Raw genomic sequence first — 16,963 nt, forward strand, 5'->3', positions numbered from 1 at the left:
CAATTGGTCTCGAATAGCCTTCGCCATGTTAAATTTTTGAACGTATTTGATTAGATTTTCTACCGAATTCTTCAAAAGTTAAGTTCTTTCTGAATCAAATAGCGTTTTCTGTTCTCTTTGGTTCTAAGGATCAGTTCCCCTAAGAAGCCGGCAACAAAAAATTGGGTTCCGATAATCATGGTTACCAGAGCAATGTAGAATGGTGGCCGCTGGGTGATTAGACGTCCTGCCGGATTTAAAAATAATTTATCGATTCCTAGATACAGAGAAAACCCTAGCCCAACAATGAACATAAGGACACCCAAAGCGCCAAAAAGGTGCATGGGTCGCCGGGCAAAACGGGAAATAAACCAAATGGTAATAAGGTCTAGAAAACCATAGATAAAACGATTTATCCCAAATTTTGTTACCCCGTATTTCCGTGCCTGATGTTGCACCACTTTTTCTCCAATATTGGTGAAACCGGCATTTTTAGTGAGCACAGGAATATAGCGATGCATTTCGCCATGAACATCAATAGTTTTTACAACGTCGCTTCTGTAAGCTTTCAGGCCACAATTAAAATCATGTAAATGCACACCCGAAGTTTTTCTTGCAGCCCAATTGAATAGTTTAGATGGTAGGTTTTTGGTCAGCACTGCGTCATAACGGACCTTTTTCCAACCGGAAACCAAATCGTAGTTTTCCTTAGTGATCATGTTGAACAGTTCAGGAATTTCGTTTGGATTATCTTGTAAATCGGCATCCATTGTAATTACAACGTCGCCCTTGGCTTTTTCAAAACCGGCGTGTAATGCCTGCGATTTACCAAAATTTTTTGTGAATCGAATGCCTTTTACAGCTTTGTTTTTTGATACTAATTTTGAAATGATTTCCCAGGAACTGTCGGTACTTCCGTCGTCAATAAATATAATTTCGTAGGTTAGATAATGTGCTTTCATAACGTCTTCGATCCAGTCATGTAACTCGATTAAAGATTCTTCTTCGTTAAGTAGTGGTATGACTACTGAAATATTCATTGACTTTGGAATTTAAACGTTACCGCATTCAAAAATAAGGAATTATTAATTCTGTGGCGGATTTTTCTTAAAGGTTGCGGCAACAAGCAAACCAATAATACTTAAAGGAATGATGTACGTGATAATCAGGGTTTGAATCGCATTTCCGAGAGAAAATAAATTTTCAGACTCTAAATTAGTTCTTGTTTCAGTCAATTTTTCAGGACTCGTACCAATGCTTTTTAGAACTTCAATGTTTTTGTCGATCGACATTTTCTTTAAATAATTGGAGGCATCGGCGTCTACGTAATTAAAAAGGATAAAAGTCACCAATGTGAACATGGTTATGCCAACAAGAACGGCAATAAAATAGGAAGCGAAACTATGTCTAAACGTTAAATACCCACCTGTTGATATTTTAATTTTAATAAGAGATACAAATCCTGCAAGTAGACATAACGCGTATATAATGAGGCCAAACCATGGTTTTAAGAATAAATCCAGATTTTTGGTAAATGCCAAAATTGCCATGACACTTAAAATAGCTCCTAAATATAAGCCGTACGTGCTGGCTACTTTTTTTAATGATTTATCCATAATTTTAGACCTTACAATCTCATTTGTTTTGTGGGTAAAGATACCAAATTGAAGTATTTAATCAGTTAAATAAAAAATATAAAAAAAGATTGTTCATTTGTAAAAAATACTTAAATTTGCACCTCTAAAAAAGCACGCATAAAATTTTTAAGTGATGAAAAAAGGAATACATCCGGATAATTATAGAGTAGTAGCGTTTAAAGATATGTCGAATGACGATATCTTCTTAACCAAGTCTACTGCGGTAACGAACGAAACTATTGAAGTTGATGGCGAAGAATACCCACTTGTTAAGATGGAGATTTCTAGAACGTCACATCCATACTACACTGGGAAATCTAAATTGGTAGATTCTGCCGGACGTATTGATAAATTCAAAAATAAATACGCAAAATTCAAAAAATAATTTGAATACAGCATTATATAGAAGCCTTTCAGAAATGAAAGGCTTTTTTATTTTAATCAATTCGTCTATTTTTGTTGGTAACCGGAATTTAAATCGGGTTATTTTTAATATACCCTAAGTTTAAATTGTTATCTTTAAAAAACACATGAACTACATCCTATTTGACGGTCCTTTTCGCGATAATCTTTTACCATTTACATACACGCGCCCTTTAGCGGATATTCGTGTTGGTATTTTGACTCTTCGGGAAAAATGGGAACTTTTTTTAAAAACTAAGACCTCTTCACTCACAGAGCATTATTTATCAGAAAAATTTCCACTGGTAACTGGCGAAACCAATGTTATGATCCATTCGGCTTTTGGTCCAAATACGCCACTAATAAAGAGGGTTAAAGCACTTAAGAAAGGGCAGGCGATTATGAGTGGTGATCAGGTTGTGGCTTATGTAACTGAAAATCCTAAAAAACGTTTCGAAGTTTCAAATTATGATGTGGTCGAATTCAAGGAGCCCTTATTAAAAATTGATAACACCTGGGATATATTTGTAAAAAATGGTGTAGCCATAAAGGAAGACTTTGATTTATTAACTAAAGGCAAGACTTCCGAACCTATCCCTGAGAGTAATAATATTATTGGAGCTGAAAATATTTTTATTGAACCCGGTGCTAAATTAGAGTTTACGACTATTAATGCCAGCACAGGGCCGGTTTATATAGGTAAAGGGGCCGAGATTATGGAGGGATCCATTATTCGTGGACCATTGGCTCTATGCGAACATGCGACACTGAAACTGGGATCAAAAATTTACGGACCTACAACCATTGGTCCGCATAGTAAAGTAGGGGGAGAGGTAAACAATTGCGTGCTTTTTGGCTATTCCAATAAAGGCCATGATGGATTTTTGGGGAATTCGGTTATTGGTGAATGGTGCAATTTAGGCGCTGATACCAATACATCCAATCTTAAAAACAATTATGCTCCTGTGCGTTTGTGGGATTATAAAACCCAGAGTTTTGCAAAAACAGGTCTTCAATTTTGCGGCTTGATGATGGGCGACCATAGTAAATGTGGTATCAATACCATGTTTAATACGGGTACCGTTGTTGGTGTGAGTTCTAATATTTACGGTAGTGGTTTTCCTCGAAATTTTGTGCCAAGCTTTAGTTGGGGAGGAAGCAGTGGGTTTACCACCTATCTTACTAAAAAAGCCTTTGAAGTGTGCCAGGTGGTCATGGCGCGACGAAATGTTGAGTTTACAGATCAGGATCGTGCCATACTTAATCATATTTTTGAAGTCACTTCGGAATATCGCCGCGGATAGATATATTTTATTACATACGAGACAATCGTAATGTCATATTCTAAAGATTACTCCTTGTAAACTTGGCGCAAATCTAAAAGGTTTATTGGATTGATGCCCAGACCTTTTACTTTTTTTTGTGTAAAACGAAGTACTTCATCATAGAACAAAGGAATCATAATGGCGTTTTGCATGGCAATAGAATCAATTTTGGTATACAGTAATTTTCGTTTCTGAATATCGTTAATGAGAAACGCCTTGTTATAGAGGCTATCAACCTCTTTATTTCTAAAATGGAAGTAATTTGAACCATCCGGTGTAAAGTTTTTACTATAAAAGATGGATAAGTAGTTTTCGGCATCTAAATAATCGGCTACCCAGGAGCTTCTGAACAAATCAATTTTTCCATTTGAACGGGCAGAGCGCAATGTTGATTCCGGCATAACGTTAACATTAATAGTGAGCCCAGCCTTTTCCAGTTCGCGCTGAATGAATTCACAAAAACTTAAATAATTACTGGAGGTCTGAAGTGTAATTTCAGGATTTTCTATCCCTGTCTCTTCTTTAAATTGTTTTACCAGTGCTTTTGCTTTTTCCGGCTGATACGTGTAACCAATTGAGCCACTGTGGCCGGGAAGCCCTTTTGGAATAAATCCGCCTGTCGCGGGAATTCCTACGCCATTTCGCAAATAAATCATCATTTTTTTCCGGTCGAAGCCATAATTTATTGCCTGACGAATAAGTTTCGACTGAATTTCAGGGGTTTTTGATTCCAGATAAAACCCAAGGTATTCCGAGTTTAGATATGGACCGCGGGTCATGTTCACTGTTTTAGCATATCGTGGCCTCAAACGACCATCAGCAGATAAAAGTTCATCTTTGTACGAGGCATCCAAACCGGAGATGTAATCAATATTACCTTGTGCAAATTGTAAAAATTCACTTTGTTTATCCGGTAAAAAAGTGAGCGCTACAGCCTCTAGGTAAGGTAATTGCCGACCTTGATTATCCTTTTCAAAATAAAGTTCATTTCGTCTAAGAACCAACTTTATATTCTCTTCCCATCGTTTAAATTTAAAAGGACCGGTACCTATTGGATGCGACCGAAATTCATCGCCATAATAATGTACAATTTCCTTCGGTACGACGGAGCAATACTTCATGGAGAGTAAACCCAGAAAGGCGGGAAAAGGTTGATTTAATTTAATTTGAAATGTGCTGTCATTTAAAGCTTTAAAATCATCCACCTTGTTTAATACCCAGCTTCCCGGGGCAGCCAGTTTTTTATCTCTTAATCGGTTGAAGCTAAAGGTGAAGTCCTGTGCTGTGACCACGCGCGTTGAATCAGACCCGAACAAGGGATGTTTGTGAAAATATATAGCATCACGCAAAGTGAAGGTATACACCAGGCCATTTTCTGAAATCGTCCAATCCTTTGCGATAGAAGGCAGAATATTTAATTGGTCGTCCAATTGAACCAATCCGTTAAACAACTGATTGCATATTGAATTATCTTGTAATGTTCTAGAAAACGCAGGGTCTAAGGTATTTATATTGGCAAATTCATTATAGCGAAAAACAAGATTTTCGCGTTCGTTGTTTACATCTTTTGAACACGAATAACACAAGGCCAATACGCAAGTCAGAGTTAATATCTTGAGTATTAGTTTTGTAATCTGTTTTATCATATCATTTATAATCGTAAATTTGCAGCCCTAATAAAGAAAGGTAAATATAACTGTAAATACATCCTGATACAAGCTCAGGAAATAAAATTAAATGAGTAAAAAAGTTGCGTTTTATACTTTAGGCTGTAAACTAAATTTTTCAGAGACTTCTACAATTGCAAGAAGTTTTAAGGATGAAGGGTTTGAAAGGGTTGATTTTTCTGAAAAGGCAGATATTTATGTGATCAATACTTGCTCGGTGACTGAAAATGCAGATAAGCGGTTTAAAACTATTGTAAAACAAGCACAGAAGCATAATGAAGAAGCTTTTGTAGCAGCCGTAGGTTGTTATGCCCAATTGAAACCTCAGGAATTAGCAGATGTTCATGGTGTTGATCTGGTATTGGGTGCTACTGAAAAATTTAAAATTACCGACTATTTGAATGATCTTACCAAAAATGATTTTGGTGAGGTTCATTCCTGTGATATTGATGATGCTGATTTTTATGTAGGATCTTATTCCATAGGAGATAGAACACGGGCCTTTTTGAAGGTTCAAGATGGTTGTGATTATAAATGTACATACTGTACAATTCCTCTGGCTCGGGGTATTTCGCGAAGTGATACAATGGAAAACGTGTTGCAAAATGCCCGAGAAATCTCTGAACGGGACATAAAAGAAATTGTATTAACTGGCGTTAATATTGGGGACTATGGAAAAGGAGAATTCGGAAATAAAAAACATGAGCACACCTTTTTGGATCTGGTAACCGAGTTGGATAAAGTTGAAGGCATAGAGCGTTTGAGAATCTCGTCGATCGAACCCAACTTACTTAAAAATGAAACTATAGAGTTGGTGGCTAATTCCAGAGCATTTGTGCCACACTTTCATATACCTTTACAGTCTGGTAGTAATGCTTTACTCAAAAAAATGAAAAGGCGCTACATGCGGGAATTGTATCAAGATCGTGTCGCTAAAATCAAGTCGGTGATGCCACATGCCTGTATTGGTGTAGACGTTATTGTTGGGTTTCCGGGTGAGACAGAAGATCATTTCCTGGAAACCTATAATTTTTTAAATGAATTAGATATTTCCTATTTACACGTATTTACCTATTCCGAGCGGGATAATACGGAAGCTGCTAAAATGGAAGGTGTTGTTCCTAAATCAGTACGCCACAAACGCAGTAAAATGCTCCGTGGTCTATCGGCAAAAAAGCGTCGTGCGTTTTATGAAGGTCAAATAGGAGATATGTTTACAGTATTATTCGAGGGTGAAAATAAACAAGGCTATATTCACGGATTTACTGAAAACTATGTAAAGGTCAAAGCACCTTGGAATCCAGAACTGGTGAATACCCTACAGGATGTAAAACTCACAGAAATAGATCCGGATGGTTTGGTGCGATTCGAATTTGTTTCAAAACTGCAATTATCTAGCTAATTTGTTGATCATATAGAATATTTAATGAAAGCCATGTACAAAATTAAGCATTTTACATTTTAACCAAAAAGTAAATGCCTTTAATCACAATTGACTTAAAACCACTCTCAAAATGAATAACTTCCCTCGGGTAATTTTAATTACTTGTATTCTAACCACACTATTTGCTTGTACTGAAGATAATTCTAAAACTGCAGAAGCCGAATTCATGGACGGTGTTTGGCAACTTACTGCCTGGAATGTGTCAGAGGCTTTGGATATGAATAATGACGGAGTTGCTAGTAACAATCTTTTAAATGAAATTTCTTGTTCAAATAATGAAATCCTTGAATTTGATTCTTCGGGTATTGCGCTATTCAACAATACCTTCAACCCAAGTTTAGAAATAATAAGCCAGAATAGTTTGCTCGAAAGCCTGAGAGCCAATATTATTTGTAATCCTGGAGTAATTGGTGCAGCGACAACGTATTCTAAAAATGGTAACATTATAACATTAGGTTCGGAAACTGCCATTATCAGTGGTGATCAAATTACCATTCAGCGTAAGGATAAGCTAAAAGTATTTGATGCTGATATGTCTAAAATTGTGGTTACAAAGGATGTTGATGCCGTTTATACCAAATTGTGAAAACGAAGCATAAAAAAAACCAAAGTTGTAGGCTTTGGCTTTATTAGTTATACCATATAACGTTATATGCGCACTCCAACCGGAAGCATACGTTTATATTTTCTGTTACTTCGCACAAATTTTGCAATTGCTGGAGAGGTAGGCATCACGCTTAAATTGCGAGATTCAATTTCTTCAAAAACCAATTTTAAAAAGTTGGTTTTAAAATTTTCATCGGTAATACTATCAGGGATTACTAACTTTGTTAAAAAGATTTTTCGCTCTTGTAAAGAATATTCAATTTTGGCTAATTGATCTTCAACTTTTAGTTCAAATTGACGTAAAAATTCATTATCAATTAATTCAGCAGCTTCAGTCATGAGTTTAAATTTTTAATTTCAAAGGAATAGTATAGACTACTTTCACAGTAGTTTAGTAGATTTACCATGCAAAAGTACAAAAATTATTACCAATTTAAAAGCTTTTAACAGTTAAAACCTTATGTCTCAGGAACTAATACACGTATATTTAATGCCTGGAATGGCCGCAAGTCCTAAAATATTTCAGTACATAAAATTGCCTGAAAACCAATTCAAAATTCACCTATTAGAATGGGTTATTCCACTTGAAAATGAGTCTCTTAAGGCCTATGCTGAGCGCATGTCCGATCGTGTTAAACATCAAAATATTGTGTTGCTTGGGGTGTCTTTTGGGGGTGTTTTAGTTCAGGAAATGTTGCCCTTTTTATCCATAAGAAAATTGATTATTGTTTCGAGTGTTAAATGTACTCAAGAGATCCCTCCGCACATGATCCTCGCAAAAACGACCAAAGCCTATAAGCTTTTGCCTATGCAATTGGCTAGTAATGTTGACTTATTGGCGAAATATGCCGTAGGGAAAGGGGTGAAAAAACGCTTGGAACTATATAAAACATATTTAACTGTAAGTGATATCCGGTATTTAAATTGGGCGGTTGAAAAAATGGTAAATTGGGAACATCATAATATCATTCATAATATCGTTCATATTCATGGCGATAAAGATTCTGTTTTCCCAATCAAATATATTAACGGTTGTTTACCTATTTCAGGGGGTACTCATACCATGATCCTGAATAAATACAGATGGTTTAATGCGCATTTGCCACAAATAATTTTAGATTAGACCAGCCATTAGTATCGTTTTATTTAGTAATTTTAACCAAAACTTAATGTGATGAAAATTGTAGAAAGAATATTTGCCTTTATAGGACTTTTAAGTTTATGTGGACTATTTATTTATGCCCTTAAAGATGCTCCTACGGATGAGAATTTTGAGAAAAAATTATTCAACGATTATAATGTTTATGCCTTACAGATCCCTCAAAATTTAGATTTTGCAGGAGAACCTGCACCGCTTGAAAATCCTGATATTTTTGAACGCATGGACCGGGAACTACTCGTAAATACCTATTGGCAGTCTAATGGCCTACTATTATTTAAAAGGGCCAATAAATATTTTCCGGTTATTGAACCCATTTTGGAAAAGTATGGTGTTCCTAATGATTTTAAATATCTCGCTGTTATTGAAAGTGGTTTGACTAATGCTGTATCTCCAGCCGGCGCCAGAGGTGTTTGGCAAATAATGAGTGCAACAGGTAAAGAAAACGGTTTGGAGATTAATGACAATGTAGATGAACGTTATAATTTGGAAAAGGCTACGGAAGTGGCATGTAAATACCTTTTGAAATCTAAGGAAGATCTTGGTAGCTGGACTCTTGCCGCGGCAGCCTATAATGCCGGAAATTATGGTATGAGTAAGCGCTTGGAAGAACAAAATGTTTCCAGTTATTACGATTTGTTGCTAGGGGAGGAAACCGGCCGTTATGTATTTCGAGTATTAGCGGTAAAGGAAATTTTATCGAATCCTACTAAATACGGATTTAATTTCAGAGAAAAAGATTTGTATAAACCAGTACCTACCTACAAAGTGCCTGTAGATACGGCAGTGACTGATTTTACAAAATTTGCTACCCAATTTAAGATTAACTATAAGATTCTTAAAATTCACAATCCTTGGTTACGCGAGCCTCATCTGAATAACAAATCAGGAAAATTATACGAAATTGAAATTCCAGAACCGGGACACTACCAATAAGTTAAACTATGGTAGCGCTATTTATTGAAAACTACTGGTATGTATTACTCCTTGTGAACTACATCATAGTAGTTAGCGCTGTTATTTCTATTTTACTCAAGAATTCGAATCCAAATAGAACATTAACATATGTTATTGTGTTGGTGTTTTTCCCTTTTCTAGGAATTGTAGTTTATTATTTATTCGGACAAGATTATCGAAAGAATAAAATTTTCAATAAAAAGCACATTTTAAATAAAAGTGTAGTTAAATCCATTCAGAAGGAACTGAAAGTTAATTCAAAAGATATAGAAGACTTTTGTGATGTTTTAGGCGAACAAAAGGCCGTTGCAAAGTTCTTAAACTCAAATCCCGTTTTTCCATTAACCCTAAATAATAATTTAGAGATATTAAAAAACGGAAAAGCTAAGTTTGATGCCTTAATTGCGGATTTAAAAAATGCCGAGAATCACATTCATTTGGAATACTACATTATAAAAGATGATGTTATTGGTGAGGAAATTTTAAATATCCTTTGTTTAAAAGCTGAAAATGGTATAGAGGTGCGATTGATTTATGATGATGTGGGAAGTTCAATTTCAAAAAAAATGAAAAATAGGCTATCCCAATCAGGAGTTTTACATCATCCCTTCATGCCTGTTTTTTTTCCGAGGTTTACCGGAAAAATGAATTACAGAAATCACCGAAAAATTGCAATAATCGATGGGAAAATAGGATATGTAGGTGGAATCAATATTTCAGACAACTATAGGAATAGTGAAAATTCAGAAGTTTTTTTAAGGGATACACATTTACGTATGGAGGGTGAAGCGGTGAATTCATTACAAATTCATTTTTTAACTACCTGGGATTTTGTATCTGATGAAGATATGAAAGTTTATCAGGATTTCTTCCCGGAAAACATGGTTAAAGAGCCGCTTGTGGCACTTCAAATAGCAGCTAGCGGACCAGATTCTGACAGGCCAAACATTATGGAGGCCATTTTTACTGCTATCGTAACTTCTAAAAAATATGTGTATATCGCGACACCTTATTTTGTGCCTAACGAGCAAATTATGACGGCTATGGAGATTGCAGCAAAAAGTGGTATTGATGTACGTTTAATGGTTCCGCTAAAATCAGATTCTTGGGTAGTCATGAAGGCCTCCGATTCCTATTTAGAAACCTTACTAAGAGCAGGAGTGAAGGTTTATAAGTATGAAAAGGGATTTTTACATGCGAAAACCATAGTAGTAGACGATACTTTCGCATCAACAGGAACCACCAATATGGATTACCGAAGTTTCAATATAAATTTTGAAATTAATGTAATGGTTTATAACCCAGATAAAGCAGCGCATTTTAAATCTGATTTTTTAACGGATTTAAAACACTGTAGAGAAATGGATTATACCACCCACCAAAACCGGTCTAAGTCAACGAGGCTATTAGAGTCTTTTTGCAGATTGTGGTCTACACTTATTTAGGTATTATTTACCACGACGTTTTTGGGCTCTAATTGAAGCTCCGGCACCAAAATGCTGATTTGGCATTTGTGCACGTTTCATATTTTCCTTCATCATTTTGATTTGATCGGCAAGCATCCCTTGTTTATCCAACTTCTGGGCCTCTGAAAGTAGTATTTTGGCTTCTTGCTTGCGACGTTTGGAAAAGGCGATTCCGGCTAAGTTAAGTTTAGCCATAGCCATATCGTGCTTCATATTTAAACCAAGAGCAACGGCTTGCTTGAAATATTTTTCGGCTTCATTCATGTTGGTTTGAGAAACCATAATGCCATGTAAATAGTAATAATAGCCCTGCTGTTTTTTTACCAAAGCAGTTTCTGGTTTCTTTATTTTACTTAACCACTTCTTAGCACCTTCAAAATCTTGTTTACGCAGCCTCAAAAAAGCCAATAAAATGAATTCATTCTTAAAATAAAGAAATATAAAAATTCCGGATAGTAAAATATACATGATACCATTACCAATGAAACCTTCACTAAATTCGTAAATAGCATAGGCTATAATAGCAACCGCAATAATGAGTTTGAAAATTTTATTGTACATAATATGTCTTAAATTTTATTAAATTGTGAAGCAGTTCTTCCTCAAATCGCACTACTTCGTCGTTCTACACTGCAAAGAAACTAAATTTTTATGTAAAAAGAGCTATTGAAAATCAAGAATCCAATACCTAAAAACACTATTAAAATCAGTGTTTAAACCATCTAAAAGAGATGTAAAACAGATCTAAAAATATTTTTAAAATATCGTTTGTCAAATTAAAAAGGCTTTGTATATTTGCCCACAGTTTCAGGGAAGCTATATTGTAAAGTAAATTTCAGATATTAAAGATATAAGATAATGAGTAAAAGAACATTTCAGCCTTCAAAAAGAAAGCGAAGAAACAAGCATGGTTTTAGAGAGAGAATGGCTTCTGCTAATGGTAGAAAAGTTTTAGCACGTAGAAGAGCTAAAGGTAGAAAGAGATTATCTGTGTCATCTGATCCAAGACATAAGAAATAATGATTAACAATTGTTGATAATATAAAGGTGTTACTTAATGGTAACGCCTTTTTTTATATCTAGTGATTACTATTTTTGTATCAATTTTAACGACAACCTATATTAACAAATAAAATGCCGAAAAATTCTAAACTTAAATCTATTTTAATTATTGGTTCTGGTCCGATTATAATTGGACAAGCGTGTGAATTCGATTATTCCGGGTCTCAGGCCTTGCGATCTCTTCGTGAGGATGGTATCGAGACAGTTTTGATCAATTCAAATCCGGCAACGATTATGACCGACCCGTCTATGGCCGACCACGTTTATTTATTACCATTAACTACAAAATCCATTATAAAAATACTGAAGGAACATCCTCAAATTGATGCTGTGTTGCCAACAATGGGTGGACAAACAGCTCTAAACCTCTGTATTGAAGCTGATGGAAAAGGTATTTGGGAAGATTTTGGTGTTGAAATTATTGGTGTAGATATCGATGCAATAAATATTACCGAGGATCGAGAGAAGTTTAGAGAACTCATGCTCAAGATTGGCATTCCCATGGCGCCTCAGGCAACAGCAACATCTTATTTGAAGGGTAAAGAGATTGCCCAAAGGTTTGGTTTCCCCTTGGTTATCAGAGCGTCCTTTACACTTGGTGGGGCTGGAGCTTCTTTTGTGTATAGAGAAGAAGATTTTGATGAATTATTAACCCGAGGATTGGAGGAGTCACCAATTCATGAGGTTATGATTGACAAAGCATTGATTGGATGGAAAGAATATGAGTTAGAGTTACTTCGGGATTCCAATGATAATGTGGTAATCATATGTTCCATTGAAAACATGGATCCTATGGGGATTCACACAGGAGATTCCATTACGGTAGCACCTGCAATGACCTTAAGCGATAGAACCTACCAGCGCATGCGAGATATGGCAATTCATATGATGCGTAGTATTGGAGATTTTGCCGGAGGGTGTAATGTTCAGTTTGCAGTGTCTCCGGATGAAAAAGAAGATATTATTGCTATTGAGATCAACCCGCGTGTATCGCGTTCCTCTGCCTTGGCGAGTAAAGCAACAGGATACCCGATTGCTAAAGTGGCCTCTAAATTGGCATTAGGATATCATCTTGATGAATTAAATAACCAGATCACGAAATCTACATCGGCATTATTTGAGCCTACTTTAGACTATGTGATCGTTAAGATTCCACGTTGGAATTTTGATAAATTTGAAGGATCCGATCGTCAATTGGGTCTACAAATGAAATCTGTTGGTGAGGTAATGGGCATTGGCCGTTCTTTCCAGGAAGCCTTGCACAAAGCAACCCAATCGCTTGAGATCAAGCGAAATGGTTTAGGAGCCGATGGCAAGGAAAATAAAAATTACGATCAGATCATAGAAAAACTAACCTATGCTTCATGGGATCGCGTTTTTATAATTCATGATGCCATAAAAATGGGTATTCCTTTATCCAGAATTCATGAGATCACCAAGATCGATATGTGGTTCTTAAAACAATTTGAAGAATTATATTTCTTAGAAAAGGAAATTTCCACCTTCACTATTGATACTATTGAAAAAGAATTGTTACTGGAAGCAAAACAGAAAGGTTTTGGTGATCGTCAGATAGCACATATGTTAGACTGTTTTGAAAGTGAAGTGTACAACAAGCGAGAAGAACTTAATGTTAACAGGGTCTATAAATTGGTAGATACCTGCGCCGCTGAATTTGAAGCAAAAACGCCTTATTATTATTCTACTTTTGAAAGTGATATGGAAACTGCTGATGGAGAGCGGTTTTCTCAAAACGAAAGTATTGTTACCAATAGAAAGAAAATTGTTGTTCTGGGTTCGGGTCCTAACCGAATCGGACAGGGTATAGAGTTTGATTACTGTTGTGTTCATGGTGTTTTAGCCGCAGCTGAATGTGGTTATGAAACGATCATGATCAACTGTAACCCAGAAACTGTTTCTACAGATTTTGATACTGCTGATAAATTATACTTTGAGCCGGTATTCTGGGAACATATCTATGATATCATCAAACACGAAAAACCGGAAGGCGTTATTGTTCAGTTAGGAGGACAAACAGCCTTAAAGCTTGCCGAGAAATTGTCACGATATGGCGTTAAAATTATAGGAACCAGCTTCGAATCTTTAGATCTTGCTGAAGATCGTGGAAGTTTTTCAACCTTATTGAAAGAAAATAATATTCCTTACCCGCAATTCGATACGGCAGAAACCGCTGACGAAGCCCTTGCTGTGGCCGATAAGCTAGACTTCCCAATTCTTGTAAGACCATCTTACGTGTTGGGTGGTCAGGGTATGAAAATTGTAATCAACAAAAAAGATCTTGAAGAGCATGTAGTTGATTTACTGCAAAAAATTCCAAATAATAAATTGTTGTTAGACCATTATTTGGAAGGCGCTATTGAAGCTGAAGCCGATGCTATTTGTGATGGTGAGGAGGTTTATATTATAGGTATCATGGAACATATTGAACCTTGCGGTATTCACTCGGGAGACAGTAATGCCACGCTACCACCATTCAATCTAGGTGAGTTCGTTTTACAGCAAATTAAAGATCATACCAAGAAGATTGCCTTGGCTTTAAATACGGTTGGTTTAATAAATATACAGTTCGCTATAAAAGACGATATGGTATATATAATTGAGGCTAACCCAAGAGCGTCTAGAACAGTGCCGTTTATTGCTAAAGCTTATGGTGAACCATATGTGAATTATGCTACTAAACTCATGCTGGGTGAAAAGAAAATTAAGGATTTCAATTTTAATCCTCAACTCGAAGGTTACGCAATAAAACAACCTGTATTCTCATTTAATAAGTTTCCTAATGTGAATAAACAACTAGGACCAGAAATGAAAAGTACCGGGGAAAGTATCTTGTTTATAGATAGCTTGAAGGATGATGAATTTTACGATTTATATTCTAGACGTAAAATGTACCTAAGTAAATAAAAATAAAAAAGCCGCTGGAAAGCGGTTTTTTTTATGATTATTTCGATAAAGCGCAGGTTTTCAGGTCTTTTAATCGCTTTTTTAGAGGGTTTTTTAAAAAGAATTTTATCTTAGCTGAACCAAATCCCTTACTTCATGAAACCTACGAGTATTACCCTCAATACCCTATTTATTTTCCTTTTTATTTGTTTTTATGCAAATTGTCAAACCACATTTTCAGGAATAATTTCCAATCAAAACACTCAGGAATTACCTCCTGAAGTCTGCGGCTCCAGCATCGTTCACGAACGTCTCATGAATTCGGACCCGGTTTACAAGGAGCACTTTCTCAAAAACCGAGAAAGCATAAATAAAATTAGTAAACAAAAATTATCATCCAATACCATATACAAAATTCCGGTAGTGGTACATGTTATGCATGTGGGTGAGCCAATAGGCGTTGGATCCAATATGTCACATGATGATGTTCTAAAGGGACTACAGATCTTAAATAATACATTTCGAAAACTGGAAGGAACCAATGGGTTTGGTGAAGGTGTTGATATGCGGATCGAATTTGTACTCGCCATTCAGGATGAAAGTGGACAATCTACTAATGGTATCAATCGTGTGGATATGAGTTTTGAAAGTGACTACGTCGCCAATGGTGTATTTCTTGGAACGCAGGGTCTGGTTGAATATAATGCAGATCCAGCAATCAACTCACTTAAGGAATATGCTGGTTGGGATACCTCGAAATTTTATAATATCTGGCTCGTTAATAAAATTGACGGAAAAAATTGTAGTAGCAACGGCATTAAAACGATTGGATATGCCTATACTGCCAATGCGCATGGAAACCCTCGAGACGGTGCTGTAATGCAATCTTGTGCTTTTGCGAATTCTAATTCTTACATATCAGCTCATGAATTAGGTCATGGGTTTAATTTACCACATACCTTTGATAAAGATTACGATTCTGACACGGATACTTACAGTTGCCCTACCGGTGACAATGATGGTATTGATGATACCCCTGCACACCAAAATTCTTTGTCACTTGGTTCTTCAGTTTATGGTAAATGTGGTAATACAGAGGTCAATTCCTGCGATCCCTCTTTCAATCAGGTTATAAACCCTGATACTGGATTTATCCGAAATTCCGGAACACATCAGGATCATATTCATAATTATATGGATTATACGCGATGTGCTTCTGAGTTTACAGGAGGGCAGCGCGCTGTTGCCCAAAATGCTTTGCTAAATACTCGTTCCTCTTTTTTAACGAGTCCTGCTTTGGAGGCTACTGCTTCACCGATAGTTGCATTTTCAGCACCTGCTACAAGCACTTGTATTGGTAATACCATAAAATTCACAGATGAATCGGGAAATGTACCAAAATCTTTTACTAATGAAGGATTCAACAACGTTTCATTTAATTGGACCTTCGATAATGGGGTAGATTCTCCTTACACTTCAACGCTACAAAATCCAACCGTAACTTTTAATAATATGGGAGTTTACGACATTACTTTAGAAATTACCAACTCCAAAGGAACTTCATCATATACTCTGGAAAATGGAATGTCTGTTAATGAAAGTCCTATTACGGCATGTAATTTATCCAGTAATAGAAAAAACAATAACTATGATTTTGGTGTAAGAAGCATCACATACAATACCTTAAATAATCAAACATCGGGTTATATTCCTTCAAATGCTCTTGAAGATTATACATGTAGTCATTTTACAACTATTTCTCAAAATTCTTCAAATAATTTGGAGGTGTCCTATGAATCACTTGATGGAGCCGGACAGTATTTGGAAGTATGGATCGATTGGGATAACAGTGGAACTTTCGATGAATTGAATAGTAATAATATCAATGAATTGGTTTTATCGGATAGCGCTTTAGAAACTAATCCAGGGGCACATCAGGCAGTGGCTTTGGTAGATACTCCTGCTGATGCCGTTACCAATGAAGCGTTGAGAATGCGTGTTGTTTCTTCATACCTAGATCCTGTTAATAAATGCGGAAATACTAGAGGACAACGTGCAGATGACTATAGTGTTATTGTGACTTCGAGCCTTTCTGATCAAGAATTTCAAGTAAATAATAACGTTAAGCTTTTTCCGAATCCCACAAATGATATTCTAAATATTTCTATGAAGACATCATCATCAGAAATAACCTATAATATTTTTGACATTCGTGGTCAAAGCGTTTTACGTTTAAAAACCTCTGTAAAGCAATTAGATGTTTCTCCTTTAACAAGTGGCTTATACATTATCCAAGTGCAGACTAATGATAGCGTTTTTACAGGGAAATTTCTAAAAAATTAAAACGTAACTAAA

General features: G+C 35.9%; 15 protein-coding genes. 10 read left to right on the plus strand and 5 right to left on the minus strand.

The features are described from left to right. Positions 1 to 71: 71 nt before the first annotated feature. Entirely contained in the window at positions 72 to 1,019 is a 948-nt protein-coding gene (locus V8G61_RS04035; RefSeq protein ID WP_394874150.1) for a glycosyltransferase family 2 protein, read from the minus strand. A 45-nt stretch (positions 1,020 to 1,064) separates the two neighbouring features. After that, positions 1,065 to 1,595, minus strand: coding sequence for a DUF4199 domain-containing protein (locus V8G61_RS04040; RefSeq protein WP_394874151.1), 531 nt, complete (start codon positions 1,593 to 1,595; stop codon positions 1,065 to 1,067). Positions 1,596 to 1,749: 154 nt separating this feature from the next. On the opposite strand from V8G61_RS04040, the gene V8G61_RS04045 reads away from it, so the two are divergent. Together V8G61_RS04045 and V8G61_RS04050 are read left to right on the plus strand one after the other, a co-directional pair. After that, positions 1,750 to 2,001, plus strand: coding sequence for a type B 50S ribosomal protein L31 (locus V8G61_RS04045; protein ID WP_394874153.1), 252 nt, complete (start codon positions 1,750 to 1,752; stop codon positions 1,999 to 2,001). Positions 2,002 to 2,146: 145 nt separating this feature from the next. Further along, entirely contained in the window at positions 2,147 to 3,322 is a 1,176-nt protein-coding gene (locus tag V8G61_RS04050) for a GlmU family protein (RefSeq protein ID WP_394874154.1), read from the plus strand. 47 nt (positions 3,323 to 3,369) lie between these two features. Here V8G61_RS04050 and V8G61_RS04055 read toward each other — a convergent pair whose 3' ends face one another. After that, entirely contained in the window at positions 3,370 to 4,989 is a 1,620-nt protein-coding gene (locus V8G61_RS04055) for an ABC transporter substrate-binding protein (protein ID WP_394874155.1), read from the minus strand. Between the two features lie 91 nt (positions 4,990 to 5,080). Here V8G61_RS04055 and mtaB point away from each other — a divergent pair, with 91 nt between their 5' ends. Both mtaB and V8G61_RS04065 read left to right on the plus strand, forming a co-directional pair. Continuing rightward, positions 5,081 to 6,412, plus strand: a complete 1,332-nt coding sequence (mtaB, locus tag V8G61_RS04060) for a tRNA (N(6)-L-threonylcarbamoyladenosine(37)-C(2))-methylthiotransferase MtaB (protein ID WP_394874156.1) — start codon at positions 5,081 to 5,083, stop codon at positions 6,410 to 6,412. Between the two features lie 112 nt (positions 6,413 to 6,524). After that, complete coding sequence (locus V8G61_RS04065; protein WP_394874157.1) at positions 6,525 to 7,040, plus strand: hypothetical protein; 516 nt, start codon at positions 6,525 to 6,527, stop codon at positions 7,038 to 7,040. 62 nt (positions 7,041 to 7,102) lie between these two features. Here V8G61_RS04065 and V8G61_RS04070 read toward each other — a convergent pair whose 3' ends face one another. Then, entirely contained in the window at positions 7,103 to 7,399 is a 297-nt protein-coding gene (locus V8G61_RS04070) for an N-acetyltransferase (RefSeq protein ID WP_394874158.1), read from the minus strand. Positions 7,400 to 7,520: 121 nt separating this feature from the next. Between V8G61_RS04070 and V8G61_RS04075 the strand changes: the two genes are divergently transcribed. The 3 genes from V8G61_RS04075 to cls are packed head-to-tail and all read left to right on the plus strand — an operon-like array spanning position 7,521 to position 10,621. Beyond that, entirely contained in the window at positions 7,521 to 8,183 is a 663-nt protein-coding gene (locus tag V8G61_RS04075; protein WP_394874159.1) for an alpha/beta hydrolase, read from the plus strand. A gap of 51 nt (positions 8,184 to 8,234) precedes the next feature. Then, complete coding sequence (locus V8G61_RS04080; protein WP_394874160.1) at positions 8,235 to 9,155, plus strand: lytic transglycosylase domain-containing protein; 921 nt, start codon at positions 8,235 to 8,237, stop codon at positions 9,153 to 9,155. Between the two features lie 8 nt (positions 9,156 to 9,163). Further along, entirely contained in the window at positions 9,164 to 10,621 is a 1,458-nt protein-coding gene (gene cls, locus V8G61_RS04085) for a cardiolipin synthase (protein ID WP_394874161.1), read from the plus strand. A 3-nt stretch (positions 10,622 to 10,624) separates the two neighbouring features. Here the strand turns inward: cls and V8G61_RS04090 are convergent, their stop codons facing one another. Continuing rightward, positions 10,625 to 11,203, minus strand: coding sequence for a DUF2892 domain-containing protein (locus V8G61_RS04090; RefSeq protein WP_394874162.1), 579 nt, complete (start codon positions 11,201 to 11,203; stop codon positions 10,625 to 10,627). Between the two features lie 297 nt (positions 11,204 to 11,500). Here V8G61_RS04090 and rpmH point away from each other — a divergent pair, with 297 nt between their 5' ends. The 3 genes from rpmH to V8G61_RS04105 all read left to right on the plus strand — a co-directional run bounded on the left by rpmH (position 11,501) and on the right by V8G61_RS04105 (position 16,951). Next, positions 11,501 to 11,662 carry a 50S ribosomal protein L34 gene (gene rpmH / locus V8G61_RS04095; protein ID WP_394874163.1) on the plus strand — a complete coding sequence of 54 codons (162 nt, stop codon included), beginning with the start codon at positions 11,501 to 11,503 and terminating at the stop codon, positions 11,660 to 11,662. A 114-nt stretch (positions 11,663 to 11,776) separates the two neighbouring features. Then, positions 11,777 to 14,629 carry a carbamoyl-phosphate synthase large subunit gene (gene carB / locus V8G61_RS04100; protein ID WP_394874164.1) on the plus strand — a complete coding sequence of 951 codons (2,853 nt, stop codon included), beginning with the start codon at positions 11,777 to 11,779 and terminating at the stop codon, positions 14,627 to 14,629. A gap of 135 nt (positions 14,630 to 14,764) precedes the next feature. Beyond that, the gene (locus tag V8G61_RS04105; protein ID WP_394874166.1) at positions 14,765 to 16,951 is read left to right on the plus strand and encodes a T9SS type A sorting domain-containing protein; all 2,187 of its coding nucleotides are present in this window, start codon (positions 14,765 to 14,767) and stop codon (positions 16,949 to 16,951) included. Positions 16,952 to 16,963: the final 12 nt, after the last annotated feature.

Source organism: Gaetbulibacter sp. M240, assembly GCF_043876815.1.
In the GTDB taxonomy this organism is placed as follows: Bacteria; Bacteroidota; Bacteroidia; order Flavobacteriales; family Flavobacteriaceae; genus Gaetbulibacter_A.

What these genes read in the sequence shown, in the direction of transcription:
- V8G61_RS04035 (WP_394874150.1), bottom strand. Translation starts at nt 1,019, where the DNA reads ATGAATATTTCAGTAGTCATACCACTACTTAACGAAGAAGAATCTTTA.
- V8G61_RS04040 (WP_394874151.1), bottom strand. Translation starts at nt 1,595, where the DNA reads ATGGATAAATCATTAAAAAAAGTAGCCAGCACGTACGGCTTATATTTA.
- V8G61_RS04045 (WP_394874153.1), top strand. Translation starts at nt 1,750, where the DNA reads ATGAAAAAAGGAATACATCCGGATAATTATAGAGTAGTAGCGTTTAAA.
- V8G61_RS04050 (WP_394874154.1), top strand. Translation starts at nt 2,147, where the DNA reads ATGAACTACATCCTATTTGACGGTCCTTTTCGCGATAATCTTTTACCA.
- V8G61_RS04055 (WP_394874155.1), bottom strand. Translation starts at nt 4,989, where the DNA reads ATGATAAAACAGATTACAAAACTAATACTCAAGATATTAACTCTGACT.
- mtaB (WP_394874156.1), top strand. Translation starts at nt 5,081, where the DNA reads ATGAGTAAAAAAGTTGCGTTTTATACTTTAGGCTGTAAACTAAATTTT.
- V8G61_RS04065 (WP_394874157.1), top strand. Translation starts at nt 6,525, where the DNA reads ATGAATAACTTCCCTCGGGTAATTTTAATTACTTGTATTCTAACCACA.
- V8G61_RS04070 (WP_394874158.1), bottom strand. Translation starts at nt 7,399, where the DNA reads ATGACTGAAGCTGCTGAATTAATTGATAATGAATTTTTACGTCAATTT.
- V8G61_RS04075 (WP_394874159.1), top strand. Translation starts at nt 7,521, where the DNA reads ATGTCTCAGGAACTAATACACGTATATTTAATGCCTGGAATGGCCGCA.
- V8G61_RS04080 (WP_394874160.1), top strand. Translation starts at nt 8,235, where the DNA reads ATGAAAATTGTAGAAAGAATATTTGCCTTTATAGGACTTTTAAGTTTA.
- cls (WP_394874161.1), top strand. Translation starts at nt 9,164, where the DNA reads ATGGTAGCGCTATTTATTGAAAACTACTGGTATGTATTACTCCTTGTG.
- V8G61_RS04090 (WP_394874162.1), bottom strand. Translation starts at nt 11,203, where the DNA reads ATGTACAATAAAATTTTCAAACTCATTATTGCGGTTGCTATTATAGCC.
- rpmH (WP_394874163.1), top strand. Translation starts at nt 11,501, where the DNA reads ATGAGTAAAAGAACATTTCAGCCTTCAAAAAGAAAGCGAAGAAACAAG.
- carB (WP_394874164.1), top strand. Translation starts at nt 11,777, where the DNA reads ATGCCGAAAAATTCTAAACTTAAATCTATTTTAATTATTGGTTCTGGT.
- V8G61_RS04105 (WP_394874166.1), top strand. Translation starts at nt 14,765, where the DNA reads ATGAAACCTACGAGTATTACCCTCAATACCCTATTTATTTTCCTTTTT.